Source organism: Microbispora sp. H10949 (genome assembly GCF_014161435.1).
Taxonomy (GTDB): Bacteria; Actinomycetota; Actinomycetes; order Streptosporangiales; family Streptosporangiaceae; genus Microbispora; species Microbispora triticiradicis.
Genome location: NZ_JABBWZ010000021.1, coordinates 36673 through 52559, shown reverse-complemented (window position 1 = coordinate 52559; position 15887 = coordinate 36673). Strand labels below are relative to the sequence as shown.

Sequence of the window (15887 nt, the reverse complement as noted above, 5' to 3'; positions counted from 1 at the left end):
TCTCCAAGCTGTTCGGTGACCGAGTACGTCGCCGGCAAGGTGGCCGCCGGGGCCGCCAACGGCGTGCTGGGTGAGATCGCCAAAGCCATCCAGGACGGCGTGGCGTGGGTGGTCGGCAACAGCATCTCCTGGTGGGTCAGGGTTCCCTCGCCCGACCTCGCCACCGAATCAGCCGTGGACCGTTTGCGCGAATGGACGTTGCCGATCGCGATCGCGGTCGCCGTGCTCGGCGTGCTCAGTGCGGGCGGCAAGATGGCGTTGACCCGCAAGGGCAGCCCGCTGGTCGACGTCGGCTCCGGCCTGGTCGTCATCGCGGCGACCTCGACCATCGGCGTGATGACCGCTTCGATGCTCGTCAAAGCCGGCGACGCCTGGTCCACCTGGGTTCTCGACACCGTCTCCCACGACGACTTCGGTCGGCGCCTCACGAAAATTCTGGCCCTGACCGGCGCGGCACCCGGTGTGGTGATCGTGCTGGGGATCGTCGCCATCTTGATCGGCGTGGTGCAGGCCGTGCTCATGCTGTTCCGCGAGGCGGCCCTGGTCGTGCTCGCCGGCCTTCTCCCCTTGGCCGCCGCCGGGTCGATGACCGTGATGACCAAGCCGTGGTTCCGCAAGGTGACCGGCTGGATGCTCGCCCTGATCTTCTACAAGCCCGCCGTCGCCGCCGTGTTCGCCACGACGTTCACCATGGTCGGCGAAGGCAAGGACGTACGGACCATCCTCATGGGGTTCGCGATGATGCTCCTGTCGCTGATCGCCATGCCGGTGCTGATGAAGTTCTTCACCTGGACGACGGGCTCGCTGGCAACCGCCGGTGGAGGTGGCGGCATTCTCGGTGCGAGCGTCGCCGGAGCCGTCGCCCTCAGCTCCTTCCGTAACTCGTCTTCGTCCTCCTCCCCCACAGGCGCGAGCAGCCACGCCGATTACTTGTCATCTCAGCTCGGGGGCACACGAGCGTCAACTGGCGCCCCTTCGTCGTCCGGGGCGGCCACCGCGGGCTCGACGGCGGCAGGAGCAGGAGCCAAAGCGGCGGGACCGGCCGCCGCTGCGGCGGCGACCGCGGCGAGTGGCGTGGCATCCGGTGCGAAGTCCGCGGCGAACTCCATGCGAGAGGACCACCAGCGATGACGGACATCCGTACCTACGGAGGCTGGCGCCGGCGGCGCGGTCTCGGCCTGCTCGGTCTCGGCACGACCGGGACGTTCGTCGCGCTGGGCGCGCTCACCGCACTGGTCCTCACCGTGTCCGTGGACCTCCGTGCCGCGCTCTACACCGGGCCGCCCGCTGCCCTGGCAGGAGCGCTGGTGCTGATCCAGGTCAGCGGCGTTCCCGTCGCCCACCTCATCACGCGTCGGATCCGCTGGTCGTACGGCAAGGCCCGCGGTCACACCCGCTACCGCGCCGGGGTCGTCGTCGCTCACCCGCGCGCCTTCCAGCTCCCCGGAGTTCTGGCCGCGACCCGGCTGATGTCAGCCGAGGACGCCTTCGGCCAGCCGTATGGCATCGTGTGGGACCGCCGCGCCGGGCTGTTCACCGCGACGCTGAAGGTATCGCCCGCCTCGACCTGGCTGGCGGAGCGGTCGGATGCCGACGCCTGGGTGGCCAACTGGGGTGCCTGGCTGGCCTCGCTCGGGCACATGCCGGCCGTCCGCTGGGTCACGGTCACCGTCGAGACCGCACCCGAGCCCGGATCCGCGCTCGCCGACGCCGTCGGTCACGCGCTGTCTTCCACGGCTCCTGAGGCGGCGGCCCTGCTCATGCGGCAACTGGTCAGTACGGCACCGCGTACGGCCGCCCGCGTGAACACCTACGTGAGCGTGACCTTCGACCCGGCCCGCTCCCCCGCCGGACAGGGCGACATGAGCACGGCGATCGGCGAGCTCGGCCGCACCACGGAGGCGCTGGCCTCCGCGCTCGGATCGTGCGGCGTCACCGTCACCGGCCGGGCAACCGCACCCGAGCTGGCCGGGATCGTCCGCGCCGCCTACGATCCCGCGGCCAGAGCCGACACCGCCCGCGCCGACGAGCTGACGTGGGCGGACGCCGGTCCGGTCGGTGCCGAGGAGCACCCGGATCGCTACCGGCACGACAGTGGCATCAGCGTGAGCTGGGCCTGGCACGAGGCGCCGCGCCAGAACGTGCCCGCCGACGTGCTCAGTCGGCTGGTCGCTCCGGGTCCATACCCGAAGCGGGTCAGTCTGCAATATCGCCCGCTGCCCGCCGCCGAAGCCACGCGGGTGCTCGAAGACGAGGTCAATGCCGCCGCGTTCCGTGAGCAGTACCGCCGCCGGACCGGGCGGGACGAGACCGCCCGCGACGCCTACGACCAGGCCCGCGCCCGGCAGGCCGCCGCCGAGGAAGCCACCGGGGCCGGGGTCACGCTCGTGACGCTGTACGTCACCACCACGGTCACTCACGAAGAGGACCTGGCCCAGGCCGTCGCGGTCACCGAGGCCGCCGCAGAAGCCTCCCGGATTCGGCTTCGCCGGCTGTGGGGCAGCCAGTCCGCCGGATTCGCCACCACCTTGCCCTGCGGCGTCTGCCCGGCCGAGCTGACCAGGAGGTCATGGTGAAGACTCCCGCGCGCGGCTGGCGAGAGCCGTACGGCGGATGCGTCGTGCACGTCGAGGCCGGCGCGGAGTTTCAGGCGACCACGGCACAGGTGTGCGGGCTGTTCCCGTTCGTGGCCGGCTCGGGCTCCCCCGCCGTCGGCACACCGATCGGCCGCCATCAGCTGTTCGGGGAGGTCGTGTGTCTCGACCCGCTGGCCTGGCTGCGCGCCGGGCTGGTCACCAACCCGGGCGTGTTCGTCCTCGGTCAGCCGGGGACCGGCAAGTCGACCCTGGTCAAACGCCTCATCGTCGGAGCCATCGCGTCCGGCTCCACCGCGCTCATCCTCGGCGACACCAAGCCCGACTACACGATGCTCGTCGAGCACGTCGGCGGGCAGGTCATCCGCGTCGGTCGCGGCCTCGACCGCATCAACCCTCTCGACGCAGGCCCGCTCGGCGCCGCCGTACGGACCCAGCGCGGGGCCGAAGCCGAACGTACGCGCTGGGAGCTGCGCGGACGGCGGCTCTCGCTGCTGATGGCGCTGTGCACGCTCATCCGCGAGGCGCCGGTCGGCAACGCCGAAGAGGTCATTCTCGGCCGGGCTATCGATCTGCTCGACGAACGACTCACCGCACCGACCGTGCCTGATGTGCTCGCCGTACTCGAAGAAGGCCCCGAAGCGCTGCGATCGGCCGCGCGGACCGACGACCCGGAGCGGTACCGCGAGCGGGTCAGCGACCTCGTCTTCACCCTCGAACTGCTCTGCACCGGTTCGCTTGCCGGCGTCTTCGACGGGCCGACCACTCACCCCATTGACCTGACCGCGCCCGCGGTCTCCGTGGACATCTCCCGCGTCGGCGCGGCCGGCGACAAGCTGCTGACCGCCGCCATGCTGTGCACCTGGGCGTACGGCTTCGCCATGGTCGACGGCACCACCGGCCACTCCTACCTGGCGGTGATGGACGAGCTGTGGCGGGCACTGCGCGGGGCACCGGGCCTGGTCGAGTACGCCGACAGCCTGACCCGGCTCAACCGCGCCAAGGGCATGGCCTCCATCATGATCACGCACTCGCTCGCCGACCTGGAGGCGCTTCCGACCGAGGAGGACCGGGCCAAGGCCCGCGGCTTCATCGACCGCAGCGCCATCACCGTGCTGGCCGGGCTGCCCCCGCGCGAGCTGGCCCGCGTCAGCGAGATCACCCGCCTGACCGGGCCGGAGCAGGAGCTGGTCGCCTCCTGGTCGGCACCGGACTCCTGGCAGCCAGGAGCCCGGCACCCGGGGCGCGGCAAGTACCTCATCAAGACCGGCGACCGGCTCGGCATCCCGGTCGAGCTCGCGCTCGTCGGCGTCGAACACGAGCTCTACGACACCGACCAGGCGATCCGATGACGAGGGCGGTGGGACCGCGCACCGGGTTCACCCCGCACGGCGCAACCGGAGCATGGGTGGCGCTCTTCACGGGGTGGGGTGTCGTTGCGTTCTTCGGTCTCATCTGGATTGCGGCCCACGTCGCGGCCAGTCTGTTCGGTGGGAGGGTCCGCGCGTTCGGCACCGGCTTCGCGTGGCGTGTGCTCGAAGGCCGTACGGCTTCCGCCTGGCCCGGCACCCCTACGCTCGCCGTTGTCGTCGTTGCCGCCGTCTTCGTCACAGCCGCGCTCGCCCTTGTCGTGGCCGGCTGGTGGTTCGTCATCGGACGGCTCCCCGATCCCGTGGATCCGGTGGCCGCCCTCGCCGACAATCCCGGGCTCGCTGCGCTGAAGCCGGAAGCGGCGGAGAAGAAGGCCCGCGAGCTGCGTCCCTCCTTGCGCGAGCCGGTGATGCCCTGCGACATCGGGCTGGCGCTCGGCGACCTGATGCGCAGCGGGCCCACGTTGTACGCCTCCTGGGAGGACACCATCGTGGCCTTCATGGCCCCCAGGTCGGGCAAGACGACCTGCCTGAGCATTCCTTACGTGCTCTCGGCGCCGGGACCGGTCATCGCGACGTCGAACAAGTCCGATCTGTGGGCGGCGACCGCCACCCTTCGCACCGCCGAAGGGACGGTGTGGCTGTTCGACCCGCAGCACATCACCTATCAGCCGCAAACTTGGTGGTGGGATCCGCTGCGCGGGCTCGCGACCGTGGAGGACGCTCACCGGCTGGCCGGGCACTTCGTCCTCACCGTCGACGACGGCACCAAGCGCGACCTGTGGGGACCCGCCGCGCAGGACCTGCTGTGCGCGCTGTTCCTCGCCGCCGCGTCCTCCGGGCGCACGATGCGCGATGTGGCCAAATGGCTCGATACGCCTGCCGTACCCACGCCGGTCGAACTGCTGGAGGCTGCGGGCTTCTCCCTGCTCGCCTCGTCGCTGCGCGGCGCGCAGAACGGCGCGGTCGAGACACGCGACGGCATCTACCAGACGGCTCGTACCGCAGCCAAAGCGTTGCGCGACGAAGCGATCATCTCCTGGGTCACACCGTCGACCCTCCCGGTCTTCGACCCGAAGGCCTTCGCCGCCGGAACCGACACCCTCTACCTGTTGTCGAAGTCGCGCTCGGCTGCCGCGCCGCTCATCGCCGCGCTCACCGACACCGCGATGCGGGCCGCCGAACGCCGGGCCGAGCGCATGGGCGGCAGGCTCGACCCGCCGATGGTCGTCTCCCTCGACGAAGCGGCTAACATCTGCCGGATCGCCGACCTGCCCGAGCTGTACAGCCACCTCGGCTCGCGCGGCATTGTTCCGGTGACGATCCTCCAGTCGTACGAGCAGGGCGTCACTGTATGGGGTGAGGCGGGCATGGCCGCCATGTGGGGCGCGGCGACCCGCAAGGTCATCGGTGCCGGTGTCGACTCCCCGCGCCTGGCTCGCGACCTCGCCACGCTCGTCGGCCAGCACGACGTGCCCGTCCGTTCCGTCTCGTATGCCGACGGCCGAGCGTCGGAGCAGATCTCGCTGCGCCGGCAGGACATCCTCGAACCCGCCGCCATCCGCGCGCTACCGCCGGGCACCGCACTGCTGCTGGCCACCGGCGGACGTCCCGCCCTGATCTCACTGCTCCCCTGGTACGAGAGTCGCGACGCCGACCGGATCCAGGCCTGCCGTGACCGGCTCGAGCGGCTCATCGCGGAAGGGGCGGCACGATGACCGAACCGGTCTACGAGACGGTCGAGGAATGGGTGACCGAGCGGTTCGTCCCCATGTACCGGCGGACGCTCGGCGGGGAGTTCCGTTGGTGCGCCCAGTGGTGGAGGCACGCCGAGGCCATCTCGCGGCTCACGGCGCTGTGGCACGCGTGGGAGGCGCTGCGCTTGGAAGCCGGCACCGGCATGGGCGTGTGGTACCGCGACCACCTCGACCACCAGCTGCCCATCCTGCTCGGTGCCCGCGGCCCCTTCTATCAGTGCAGCGAGGACGAACACCTCGAACCCCATCTGGCCAACGTCGACCCCGCCCCACCTGGCTGGTGGGGGCCTTCCACAGAATCCGCTTCGGATGGTCCGGCGGATGAGCCCGAGCTCGACAGTCATGTCTGAATCACTAGGAGGTCTCGTGTCCCTGATCGATGAGCTGTCCAAGGCGCACGCCGAGCTGGAGGCATGGCGCGACGTCGACACCGCTCTGCACGCGTTCCTGGTCGCGTCAGAGGCAGCCCGGGCCATGGAAGGCGCGAGCGCCCCAGAGGAGTTTCCCGCATGGGTTTCGGCCGGAAGCGCCGCGTTCGAGGGCGCGTCCGCGCTGAGGTCGGTTCCCGCCACGGCGTACGACATGCCGCTGGTCTTCAAGGACGCCGACGACCGGTCTGCAGTCACAGAGGCCATGGCTGCACTGGGCGGGCTTCTCCGCGAGGTGATGGCCGAAAGGGCTCTCGATCTGAAGACCCCGGACGCCCGGCTTGCCGCGCTGACCGCCTCACGCTGCGGCACCCGCATCCAGCTTGTTCTGGGCGAGTGAGCCGCCATGACAACGGTCTTCGGCGACTTCCTGCGTGAGGCGTCCGAGCAGATGAACACCGCCGTCTATTGCGCTGAGCGCTCCGTTTCCGGTGTCGCCGCCATCGCAACGATCGAGCCGGCGCACCGGATGACGACGGTCCTGCTCCGATACTTGGACGATCTCGCGCCCGAACGCGCCCCCGCGCACGAGCGGCTGTCTCATCTGTGGAACCGGGTGAACCATCCGCGCGTCCTGATTCAGGAAGCCGACGTGATCCTGCGCGACCTCGACCGGCAACTCGCCGGCCGGAATCGCAACACCGCGCATCCCGTCCCGGTCCATGTTGCCGGCGCCGCGCTCGCCCTCGGCACCGGCCATGACCTGCTGAAGACGCACTACAACCCGCGATCGGACTGGGCGAACGCTATCGAGGACATGGGCGTCCGGCACGCGGTGCTGGACGTCGTGGCACGCCAGGCACAGCTCCTTGGCCGAGTCATGAAGGCGGCCCGAGCCGAAGTGCGCAGGGCGGGTCTGGACAGCGTACGGCTCGACCGGTTGGTCACCGCCCTGCAGACCGCGGGTGACATCGCCTTCCGAGTGACGGCGCCGGGAGCCACCGAGACGCTGGCCGCCGTCCCCCTCAGGACGGCTCCGCCGCCGTCGACGCTACCTGCGATCGCTTCGGTCGAGCAGCTCTGCGCCGGGATCATCACGAACGCCGAGGGCATACGCACGGCCCAGCCCGAGGCGGGAGGACAGCTGTCGTCCGCGGACTGCCGACGCAACGCCACCGCCGCTGTCGTGGCCCTTCACTGCGCCTACCAGGCCGTCACAATGCTGACCCGGCGGCACACCGAACTGCATCCCGCCCGTGAACTGCTTGTCCGCCGCACGCTACGCCTGTCCGCGGAAGGTCTTCACCGCGTGCTCGACCGCTGGCAGGCCGTACGGCACCGCTGGCAGCGGCTCCTATTCGACCAGCGGCGTCCAGGCGCTGCGGATCACCTCGATCAGATGACTATCCGCCTGGGCCGTCTCATCTCGACCAACCCGGAGTGGACTTTCGAGCTGCGGAACCTGCCGACGCTGAAGTCCCCCGCCGAGCTGGCGCCGACGACTGCGGACATGTCGCAGATCCTGCTTTCCGTCCGGCACGCCGTAGAAGCCCTCGCCGTACTCGGCCATCGTGATCTGGCGCAGGTCACCGCCCCCGGCCAGATCGAAGCAATGCAGGCGATGTCGAGAACCACCGCTGCCGTGAACGGCCAGGTGGGAGCATCCGGGATACGAGCTCTTGTGAGCTCATACCGAGAAGTCATCGGCTACACGAACGCGGTGCTTGCGGATTTGAATCAAGCCGCTCTCGATACGGCCACTCCCGCAGAGCGTCCACACGTCATGGTCGCGCTGTCCATCCTCGACCGCCGCCGAAATCCCGCCCTGGTCTCGACACTCTTCGACGACACCACCGCGGTCAACAGAGCGACGGCATCCCAGCACACCTCGAACATCTCAGGGGTTCCCGTCAGCGCGGTCACGGCAGCCTCGAGGTCCGGGTTGCACGGCGAGCGGCGGGCAAGCAACCCGGCGAGGTAGTGGCGTGGAGCGACACGAAAGCAGGGAAGGCCTCACTTTTCTATCCCGCTTTCGTGTGTTCGGCCATTCTGGCCCTAGCCTACGACTTCCATGAGGGAGACCCGAAGCTAAGAGCAGGAGGATGTTCGTGATGGAGGGAAGGAAACGGCTTTTCCTCGTCGCTCGTTGACGCACACCCCCGGAGTTCAAGCCCGGAAGGTCGAGCATGTGACCAGGTCGATACCAGGACTGTCCGGAAATATTACACTTTCCGCCGGGGGAGATTTCGCTGATCAGAACGCCGTCAGCGACTTCACCCCCTTCGAAGACGCGGTAAGAGGTGTCTTCGGGTCGCTTGGCTCACCCATATGTCTAGCCGATCTCACCATGCATGGTGAGCATAATGTCGACTAACCGATCTTGCTCTCGCTCTCGTTCATGGTTGATCCATTCCTTTCCTTCGGCAGCGACACCTTCGAGAACGTGCAGGGTGTTTCCAAGTCCTGCGGTGTCGAGCGTCGCTTGTGACACGGTGCGCGCGTCGTCCTCCGCACCAGCCTCGGACTTTGGCGGAGGTCCGGTCACTTGGACCGTGATCGGATGGCCGTTGACCAGCGTCAGTTCGAACGTTCTGTGGCCGTCATCAGCCTCCGCGGCCTGCACCGCAGCGACGGCGTCGTAACGGTAGTTGATTCTTCTCCGGTTGTGAAAAATGGCCTTTTCGAAGTCGAGATCGACGGTCATCTGCCGGACGCCGTCGGCGGTGAGCAGGAAGACGAGGATCTCGTATCTGGAATAACGCCAGGGCCCTTTTGGGACGTGTGCCCGTTTGTAGGGAGTCGACGGGGCTTCGATGAAGGCATGGGCGATAACGTCGTGTGGTTTCAGCTTGTAGTGCTGCATCGCCTCCTCTGTCAGCGCCTTGCGGTCGCAGTCGAGCCAGCGCGCCATCTCCCGGTCGTCCGGCTTGTCGGAGAGCTTGCGCCTCCATCGCATGAAGGCTGCCCGGCGACCCTCCAGCAGCCGATCGGCTTCTTCCTGGTCGGCGGCGTACCTCTTGCGCTTCAGGACGATGTGCAACCAACCGCGTGCGGCGAACCTGCCTGCCGCCGAGGCGGTGATCGCGGCCCCCACGACGCTGAGCGGCGCGATGTTCAGCCCGCCCCAAACCAGCCAGGTCACACCTATCCCGAGGGCCACGACACCGAGAGCGAAGCAAGCCTTCATGGACGCAGGGACTTTGAGCCGGTCGCGGTACTCCCACAGTTCGCCCCTCTGCCAGCGGTCCTTCACGTCGCTGACGAGGTATCGGACGAGCCATGCGACCCGTTTGGCGTCGACCCTGCTCTCCCGGTACAGCTCGACGACCTCATCCCGTAATGCTTGGCGAACACCGGCCGTCTGTGCCAGCCACTCCCCTCTGTCCGTGTTACGCGGTACGTACCGTGCGAAATACTCGGCGAACTGCCGGTCAATCCGGCTCGCGAAGCCCTCTGGCGGCGGTTTCCGCACGGCCTGTCGCTCGCTGTCCTTGGCCCGCAGGCGTTCGGCCCGGAAGCGCCACTCCACACCCTCGCGGCCGCAGGCGTACGAGCCGGCGGTGACGAGCGCCAGAGCGAGAGTGGCCGCCGGCCAAGAATACCGCCACGCGTGGACGCCGATATGACCGATGGCGGCCAGCGTGATGGCCGTGGTCGTCATGGACGACATCCAGGTGCCGATCGTGGTGTCAGGCGGACGCGGCAGCCGTACCCGTGGCCCGATCGGCTCCGGCTGGAAGAACTTCCAGACCCGTTCCAGACGCCCTCGGTCGCATCGATCCCGCTTGGCGGCATCCAGGGCACGCACCCACATCGCGTCCCTGATCGAGCCGTGCAAGAACATCTCGAGATGACGGACGATCTCGTTGCGCCGGTCATCTTTCAGCTCGCTGAGTCGTTCCTCGATGGCGGAGAAATCCACGTCACGCTCCTGAAGCGAGGCCAGGAGGCGGTTGATCACCTTGATCGCGTGGGTCCACTCATCCTCGACGTTGCCGGTGAGCTTCTGCTGCGCGATGGCGAGAGGGGCGAGGTCCTCCTTCGGCACCTGCTGAAGCGTCCGCCCGCTCAGCAGGGCGAGCAGCACGTAGAAACAGGAACGGCTGGTGACGTAGCCGTCCATGACGGCCTCGCCGATGTGCTTTCTCGCCTTTCCTGACATGCCGCCGCTCAAGCAGCGCAGACCCACCTCGAACCTCTCCTCGGGAGAGGCGCCCGGCGGCACCTGGTACACATGGACGTCGCCATGCACGGTCTCGGCCTGAATACCGACCGTGGCAGAGCCGTCCGCGATATTGGTCGCACCGGCGCCAGCACTGCTCATGAGGCGCCTCTGATCGCGGTGATGATGGCTGTCACCTTGGAAGCCAGCTCGGCCAGGTCCATCAGCAAGCCGCGCAGTTTTCTGAGCGCGATCATCGCGCGGTGTCTGCCCTGTTCGCTGTCTCTCGACAGAGAATCGGCGGCGACGCTGAGCTCTTCCTCGGCTGCGGCGAACGTGTCCTCGTCAACCGTCCCTGAGGTCCGTGCCCGCGCGAGCTCGTCACGGAGTTCGGTGAGGAGCGCCCGCGCATCGGCGGTGAGCGCGGGCGGCTGTCCCACCGAGACATTGCCGTAGATGGCGCCCGCTTGCACTCCCACCCGCGCATGGTCGCGGGCGACGTTCCGTACACCGTCTGACATCCCCTTGTCCTCCGCCTTTCTCAACGAGGCAGTGCGCCACTTGTGATGTGGCTGCTTGGCAAGTTCCGCGGCGAGGGCGGTGGCGTAGGCCGCGGCGGCGACGACCGCCCGCGGCTGCCAGTTCGCGCCATCGGTGGTGACCTTGGTGCCGTCGGCTCGGTCGCTGACACCACGAACCACGATCATCGGCAACGACCTGTTGAAGTGGGCAGCCTGCGCAACACCGGCGGCCTCCATCTCGATCGCCAGAGCGTCGTTGTACGTCTGGCGAACCCATTGGGCATGTATGGAGATCGCGGAGTCCTGCACGACCTCACCGGCCGCGATTGGCCCGAACCGCACTTTTGGAATGTCCGCACCATCGGGCAGGCGCCGAGTCCAGGCGCCGCTGCGATCAAGGTGATGCGCCACCTGCGCCACCTCGTGCGAAATCTCCCAGACGCGGGGACGGGCCTTGAACCCGTCGTCCTCGCTGGTGCCCCCGTGGTAGGCGTAGACGTGGGTTGCGACCACCACATCGCCCAGGCCGACTTGCGGCCACAGAGCGCCGGCTACCCCGACGAACAGCAACGCGAGGGGATCGAACTCGCTGATCGCCCGTTCGGCGAGCACAGCGGCGGGGTGGTTGCCCTTGCCCACCAGACCCAGGACCACTTGGCAATCGCCGTCTGCCAGGTGGCCCACCTCGAACAAGGTGCCGGCGCGGTGGTGATGCGTCCGCAGCCCAGCCAGGTGCTTGCGGACGGCCCGATATTCCAGATCCATCGCGGTAAGGATCACGACAGGACGCTCGTTCATGCGAGCTCGCCTCCTTCGGGCGCGATTTCAGCAGCGTGACCGCCGAGGACTTCGTGTCCAGGCTGAGTGGAGCGGACCATGGGCGGATACAAGGCCTGAACCGGCCCAGCCTTGAAGAGCCGGGCGGGGCGGCCGTTCTGTGGACGCCGCATCGGGCCGGCCGCGACGATGAAGCCGCGGGCGCTCTGGACCTTGCGATAGAAGTTACGAGGATCGAGCCGGACTCCCCATACCGCCTCGTAGACCTGCTGGAGTTCGGAGATGGTGAAGGTCTTGCCGCAGAAGGCCGTGGCGAGTGACGTGTGCTCGAGCTTGGTCCGGGCCCGTTCGACTCCGTCGGCAAGGATCCGCCGATGGTCGAATGCCAGTTTCACGTATGCGGAGGCGGACAGGACGTCCTCAACCGGCGTCCAGCAGGCGCTGGCCGCATCCGTACCGGCGATCGGGTCCGGCAACCAGGGCGCGATGGCCAGGTGAGCGACCGAGACCACCCTGCCGCGGGGGTCGCGCCCTGGGTCGCCGTACACGCCGATCATCTCCAGGTGGACGTCGGCTAGGCCGGCCTCCTCTGCCAACTCCCGGCGTGCCGCCGCTTCGATGGCCTCACCCTCGTCGCGCAGGAAGCCGCCCGGCAGGGCAAAGGCTCCCCGATAAGGATCCACACCGCGTTCGACGAGTAGGACGTGCAGGCGGGCGTCGCGCAAAGTCAAGATCACCAGGTCGACCGCGAGTAGAACGCTCGGCGGCTCCCACCGGTCGTCAGTCATGAAACGACCGTAGCTTTTTGTCGGATTGACAGTAACTTACTAAGGGGTGACACTTCCCGTGCCAGCAACAGATCGATCGCCGCCGATCCACCATTCGACAAACAGCGGCTTAGACAACGACGTGCGGCCAGCTGAATCAGCATCGCCGCTCGAAGTCCCCGTCATTGAAGGACAGGCGGAGTCACGGCCTTGTGGGCCTGTGCCATGAAGCGCTTGCGGCGAGCGTCACCGCCAGGAGGGTTAGACCAACTGCGACTGCCAGCGACCTCGGCGCTGTACAGCTGGTCGATCTGCAAGATGGACAGGTGGGGAAGAGAACAGCAACTCCGTGATCTCACTCAGCATGATCAGCAACACGCACGTAGCCGAGCGGTGGAAGATCAGGATCCGCGCCAGGGCCAGTTTTACGTGTTGTAGACAGTTCTGAACGATGATGAATCGGTGCGGATACTGATCCTGGGAGGCTCGTGGTTCGTCGGCCGTGCCGTGGTGGAGGAGGCCGTACAGCGAGGCTGGGAGATCACCCTATTCAACCGCGGACGCAGCGCCAGGCCACCATATGGAGTGCAGCACGTACGCGGCGACTGGGAACGTCCCGAGGGTCTCGCGCAGCTCTCCGCCCATGGGCCATGGGATGTGGTGCTCGACGTGGCGGGAGCCGTACCCGCCCTGGTGCGCAACGCGGCGCGGGCGCTCGCCGGCAGCGTGGATCGCTACGTGTTCACGTCCACGATCTCGGCGTACCGCGACTGGCCGTACCGGCCCATCGACGAGTCCTCCCCCTCGTGGGATGGCGATCCCGATCTCGACCCCGGCACCCGCAGATGGGACCCCGACGCGTACGGCCCGCTGAAAGTGGGCTGCGAGCTGGCGATCCGGCGAGAGTTCGCCGACGACACCCTGTTCATTCGGCCGCACGTCATCCTCGGCCCCGGCGAGTACGTGGGTCGGCTGCCCTGGTGGTTACGTCGGCTCGGCCGCGGTGGCTGGGTGCTCGCCCCGGCTCCGCCTGACCGAACCATCCAGCCGGTCGATGTCCGCGACGTCGCCCGCTTCACTCTCGACCTGATCGAAGGGCAAGCCACGGGGGTCTACAACGTCGCCGCACCGATCGGCCGGGAGACCTACGGCGGCATGCTCCAGGCGTGCAAGCACGCCACCGGTTCGACTGCCGAGTTCGTTTGGGTGGAGGAGTCCTGGCTGGCCGAGCGCGGCGTGCTGGAGTGGACCGAGATCCCCATCTGGCGGACCCTGCCCACCGCATGGGCTATGAACACCGACAAGGCCAGAGCCGCAGGGCTCGTCTGCCGCCCCCTGAGCGAAACCGTCAGGGATACCTGGCAGTGGTTGCAGTCAGGCGGAGTTCCGGTAGATCACGAGCGATTCGCCGAACACGGGCTGAGCCCCGAGCGGGAGGTTGAACTGCTGAAGGAATGGGCGATCAGCAGGCCAACTCCTCGGTGAACATCCCGCTGAGCTCCTTGACGAAGGCCCTGTTGATGGCAGGGTCACGACCGTCTACATAACGCTCGGTCGGCTGGTAGCCGACCCCGGTGTACAGGGCGAGCGCCGCCGTGTTGCGTACGCCGGTCTCCAGGATGGAGCGCCGCGCCCCGTTCCGTGCGGCACGGCGTTCCAGCTCCTTGAGGATCCGCTCCCCCAGCCCAAGCCCACGGAAGCGGGGAACGGTGTACATCTTCTTCACCTCGACCGTGCGCGTCTGCTCGTCGAAGGTGCGGTAGCCACCACAGGCAACCGCGACACCGTCGAGATAGCCGACCAGGAAGAGGCCGTGGGGTGGAAGGTAATACGCGGGGTCGGCTTCGAAGGGATCGGCGTAGCCGTACCGCTCCTTTTGATCGTCGAACAGCGCGCGGACCAGCCGACGCGCATCCGGGTGGTCGTACGGGCGCGGGGACACGACGAAGCGGTGCGGGTCGAGCGAGTTGGTGGTGCCTGTAGTCATACGTGCGCGAGTGCCTTATCGAATGCGGGGAGGAATTCCGAGACTATCGGGGAACGGCTTCGGCGGGCGAAGTCCAGACGTAGCCGCCGCAGGTAGTTGATTCCGCGGATCGACTGGACTTCGCTCAGCCGGGTGAGCGTGGCTCGTGCCGCCGCGACGGCCGCCTCCAGCTCACCGCTCAGCAGGTACGCCTTCGTCAGGAAGGCACCGTGCAGCAGCGCTGACCTGGGGTAGTCGGGCCGCGCGCCGACCTTCGAGATGGGGGCGAGCAAGTCCAGCGCCTCACTGAGCAGGCGCTTGCGATATACCGTCATGTGCTCGCCCAATACCACGAGCGCCTGGCCGGCCTCCGCGATGAGTTGTTCGGGCTCCATGTAGTACAGGTACGCCGGAGCGCCGTCTGCCGAGGCCAGCAGTTCCCTCGCCTTCTCCGAAGCGCGTCGGAAGCCGGACAGGTCACCGGCCGCCGCTGCCGCAGTGGCGACGCGGCCGGTGATCCTCGCCTGGAGGATCGGATCGCGGGGTGAGCATTGCTCCGCCGCCGAAGCGATGTGAACCGCCTCCTGACCGTGCCCCGCGAAAGCCGAGACGTAGGCGAGCATGCCGATGGCGTTGGCCGCCCGGCCTTGCTCGCCGATCCCTCGTGCGACCCGCTCGCTGAGAAGCAGATATCGCTCGGCCGCACCGTACCGATGCGCGTCGAAGTGCACCCATCCGACGAGCTGGGCGAGGTCGGCGACGATGGTCATCAGGTCACGCCCGACGGCGGGCTCGTAGTCGGCGGACTGCACCAGGTCGAGGACGTTGCGCAGTTCGCTGGTGACATACCTCAAGCTGAGCGCGCCGCCACCATGCCGGTCATCGAGCTTGCGCAGGGCCTCGACGTGCGCGCCGATGAGGCGCACCTGCATCGGCAGGACTCGCTCGCGGCCGGCGCGCCGGTGGGTCCAGGACAGGCTCGTCCGAAGCCCGTCGAGCACGGCCGCCGCCAGATCGGGGCCGGACGCGGCGGCGACGTCGGGGTGTTTCCCTGCGCTCAGCGTCGTCAGCTCGCTGAGCGACTGCAGCATGTCATCGACGCTGCCGTCCTGAACCAGGCCGGACGCGGCGGGCACCGCCGCCCGCTGCCTACTCGGCCAGAGCTGATCCACCCGCACCGCATAGCCGAAGTGCTCAGAGAGCACAGCCGCCACGACCGAAGGGATCGGATCGTACGGCTTGTAGCCGTGTCGCACCCAGGCATAGGGCGCGGTGGGGTCGATGCGGCGGGAGCCCAGACCACGGCCTTCGAGCCACGCGTTAACCGCAGCGGCAAGCTGGCGCGGGTTCATACCAGCACGCCGCAGAGCCTCTGCCAGCGCCGTCCCCGGCTCTTGTCCCATCGGCACCTCCCGCTGCGAAGCGACGGTAATCCCATGGTCACCTCTCGTGAACAGTTTGGCAGCCCCAACGGCCCACCTTCACGACCTTCACGTAGAGATCGGGAGCTTCACGACCTTCACAGCGCAGAATCGTTCACTGTTCGCGTCCGTGCTGGTCCACTGGGTGACGAAAACGCGGCCGGTGAGCACCGGCCCGCCGAAC

13 protein-coding genes are annotated in these 15887 nt (G+C 68.0%); 8 read left to right on the top strand and 5 right to left on the bottom strand.

The window, feature by feature from the left end:
* The first annotated feature begins 39 nt into the window (after positions 1 to 39).
* From HHX40_RS34725 to HHX40_RS34695, 7 genes are read left to right on the top strand one after another with little or no spacing between them, the layout of a single operon-like run.
* Complete coding sequence (locus HHX40_RS34725) at positions 40 to 1131, top strand: hypothetical protein (protein WP_182883941.1); 1092 nt, start codon at positions 40 to 42, stop codon at positions 1129 to 1131.
* Positions 1128 to 2576, top strand: coding sequence for an SCO6880 family protein (locus HHX40_RS34720; RefSeq protein ID WP_182883940.1), 1449 nt, complete (start codon positions 1128 to 1130; stop codon positions 2574 to 2576). Before HHX40_RS34725 ends, HHX40_RS34720 begins: the two co-directional genes overlap by 4 nt.
* The gene (locus HHX40_RS34715; protein WP_182883939.1) at positions 2570 to 3946 is read left to right on the top strand and encodes a hypothetical protein; all 1377 of its coding nucleotides are present in this window, start codon (positions 2570 to 2572) and stop codon (positions 3944 to 3946) included. The genes HHX40_RS34720 and HHX40_RS34715 overlap by 7 nt, the downstream gene beginning before the upstream one ends.
* Positions 3943 to 5682, top strand: a complete 1740-nt coding sequence (locus tag HHX40_RS34710) for a type IV secretory system conjugative DNA transfer family protein (RefSeq protein ID WP_182883938.1) — start codon at positions 3943 to 3945, stop codon at positions 5680 to 5682. The genes HHX40_RS34715 and HHX40_RS34710 overlap by 4 nt, the downstream gene beginning before the upstream one ends.
* On the top strand, positions 5679 to 6071 hold the full coding sequence (locus HHX40_RS34705) for a DUF4913 domain-containing protein (RefSeq protein WP_182883937.1): 393 nt from the start codon (positions 5679 to 5681) through the stop codon (positions 6069 to 6071). The genes HHX40_RS34710 and HHX40_RS34705 overlap by 4 nt, the downstream gene beginning before the upstream one ends.
* 16 nt (positions 6072 to 6087) lie before the next feature.
* On the top strand, positions 6088 to 6489 hold the full coding sequence (locus HHX40_RS34700; RefSeq protein ID WP_182883936.1) for a hypothetical protein: 402 nt from the start codon (positions 6088 to 6090) through the stop codon (positions 6487 to 6489).
* Between the two features lie 6 nt (positions 6490 to 6495).
* The gene (locus HHX40_RS34695; RefSeq protein ID WP_182883935.1) at positions 6496 to 8070 is read left to right on the top strand and encodes a hypothetical protein; all 1575 of its coding nucleotides are present in this window, start codon (positions 6496 to 6498) and stop codon (positions 8068 to 8070) included.
* 351 nt (positions 8071 to 8421) lie between these two features.
* Here the strand turns inward: HHX40_RS34695 and HHX40_RS34690 are convergent, their stop codons facing one another.
* From HHX40_RS34690 to HHX40_RS34680, 3 genes are read right to left on the bottom strand one after another with little or no spacing between them, the layout of a single operon-like run.
* Positions 8422 to 10413 carry a hypothetical protein gene (locus tag HHX40_RS34690; protein WP_182883934.1) on the bottom strand — a complete coding sequence of 664 codons (1992 nt, stop codon included), beginning with the start codon at positions 10411 to 10413 and terminating at the stop codon, positions 8422 to 8424.
* Positions 10410 to 11570, bottom strand: coding sequence for a 5'-methylthioadenosine/S-adenosylhomocysteine nucleosidase (locus HHX40_RS34685; RefSeq protein ID WP_182883933.1), 1161 nt, complete (start codon positions 11568 to 11570; stop codon positions 10410 to 10412). Before HHX40_RS34685 ends, HHX40_RS34690 begins: the two co-directional genes overlap by 4 nt.
* Positions 11567 to 12337 carry an NUDIX hydrolase gene (locus HHX40_RS34680; protein ID WP_182883932.1) on the bottom strand — a complete coding sequence of 257 codons (771 nt, stop codon included), beginning with the start codon at positions 12335 to 12337 and terminating at the stop codon, positions 11567 to 11569. Before HHX40_RS34680 ends, HHX40_RS34685 begins: the two co-directional genes overlap by 4 nt.
* Before the next feature lie 441 nt (positions 12338 to 12778).
* Here HHX40_RS34680 and HHX40_RS34675 point away from each other — a divergent pair, with 441 nt between their 5' ends.
* Positions 12779 to 13801 (top strand): NAD-dependent epimerase/dehydratase family protein, encoded by a 1023-nt coding sequence (locus HHX40_RS34675; RefSeq protein WP_182883931.1) that lies wholly within the window; start codon positions 12779 to 12781, stop codon positions 13799 to 13801.
* Here HHX40_RS34675 and HHX40_RS34670 read toward each other — a convergent pair.
* Complete coding sequence (locus HHX40_RS34670) at positions 13779 to 14303, bottom strand: GNAT family N-acetyltransferase (protein WP_182883930.1); 525 nt, start codon at positions 14301 to 14303, stop codon at positions 13779 to 13781. The two genes, HHX40_RS34675 and HHX40_RS34670, sit on opposite strands and share 23 nt — an antisense overlap.
* Positions 14300 to 15634, bottom strand: coding sequence for a hypothetical protein (locus tag HHX40_RS34665; RefSeq protein ID WP_220499951.1), 1335 nt, complete (start codon positions 15632 to 15634; stop codon positions 14300 to 14302). The genes HHX40_RS34670 and HHX40_RS34665 overlap by 4 nt, the downstream gene beginning before the upstream one ends.
* Between the last annotated feature and the right edge of the window lie 253 nt (positions 15635 to 15887).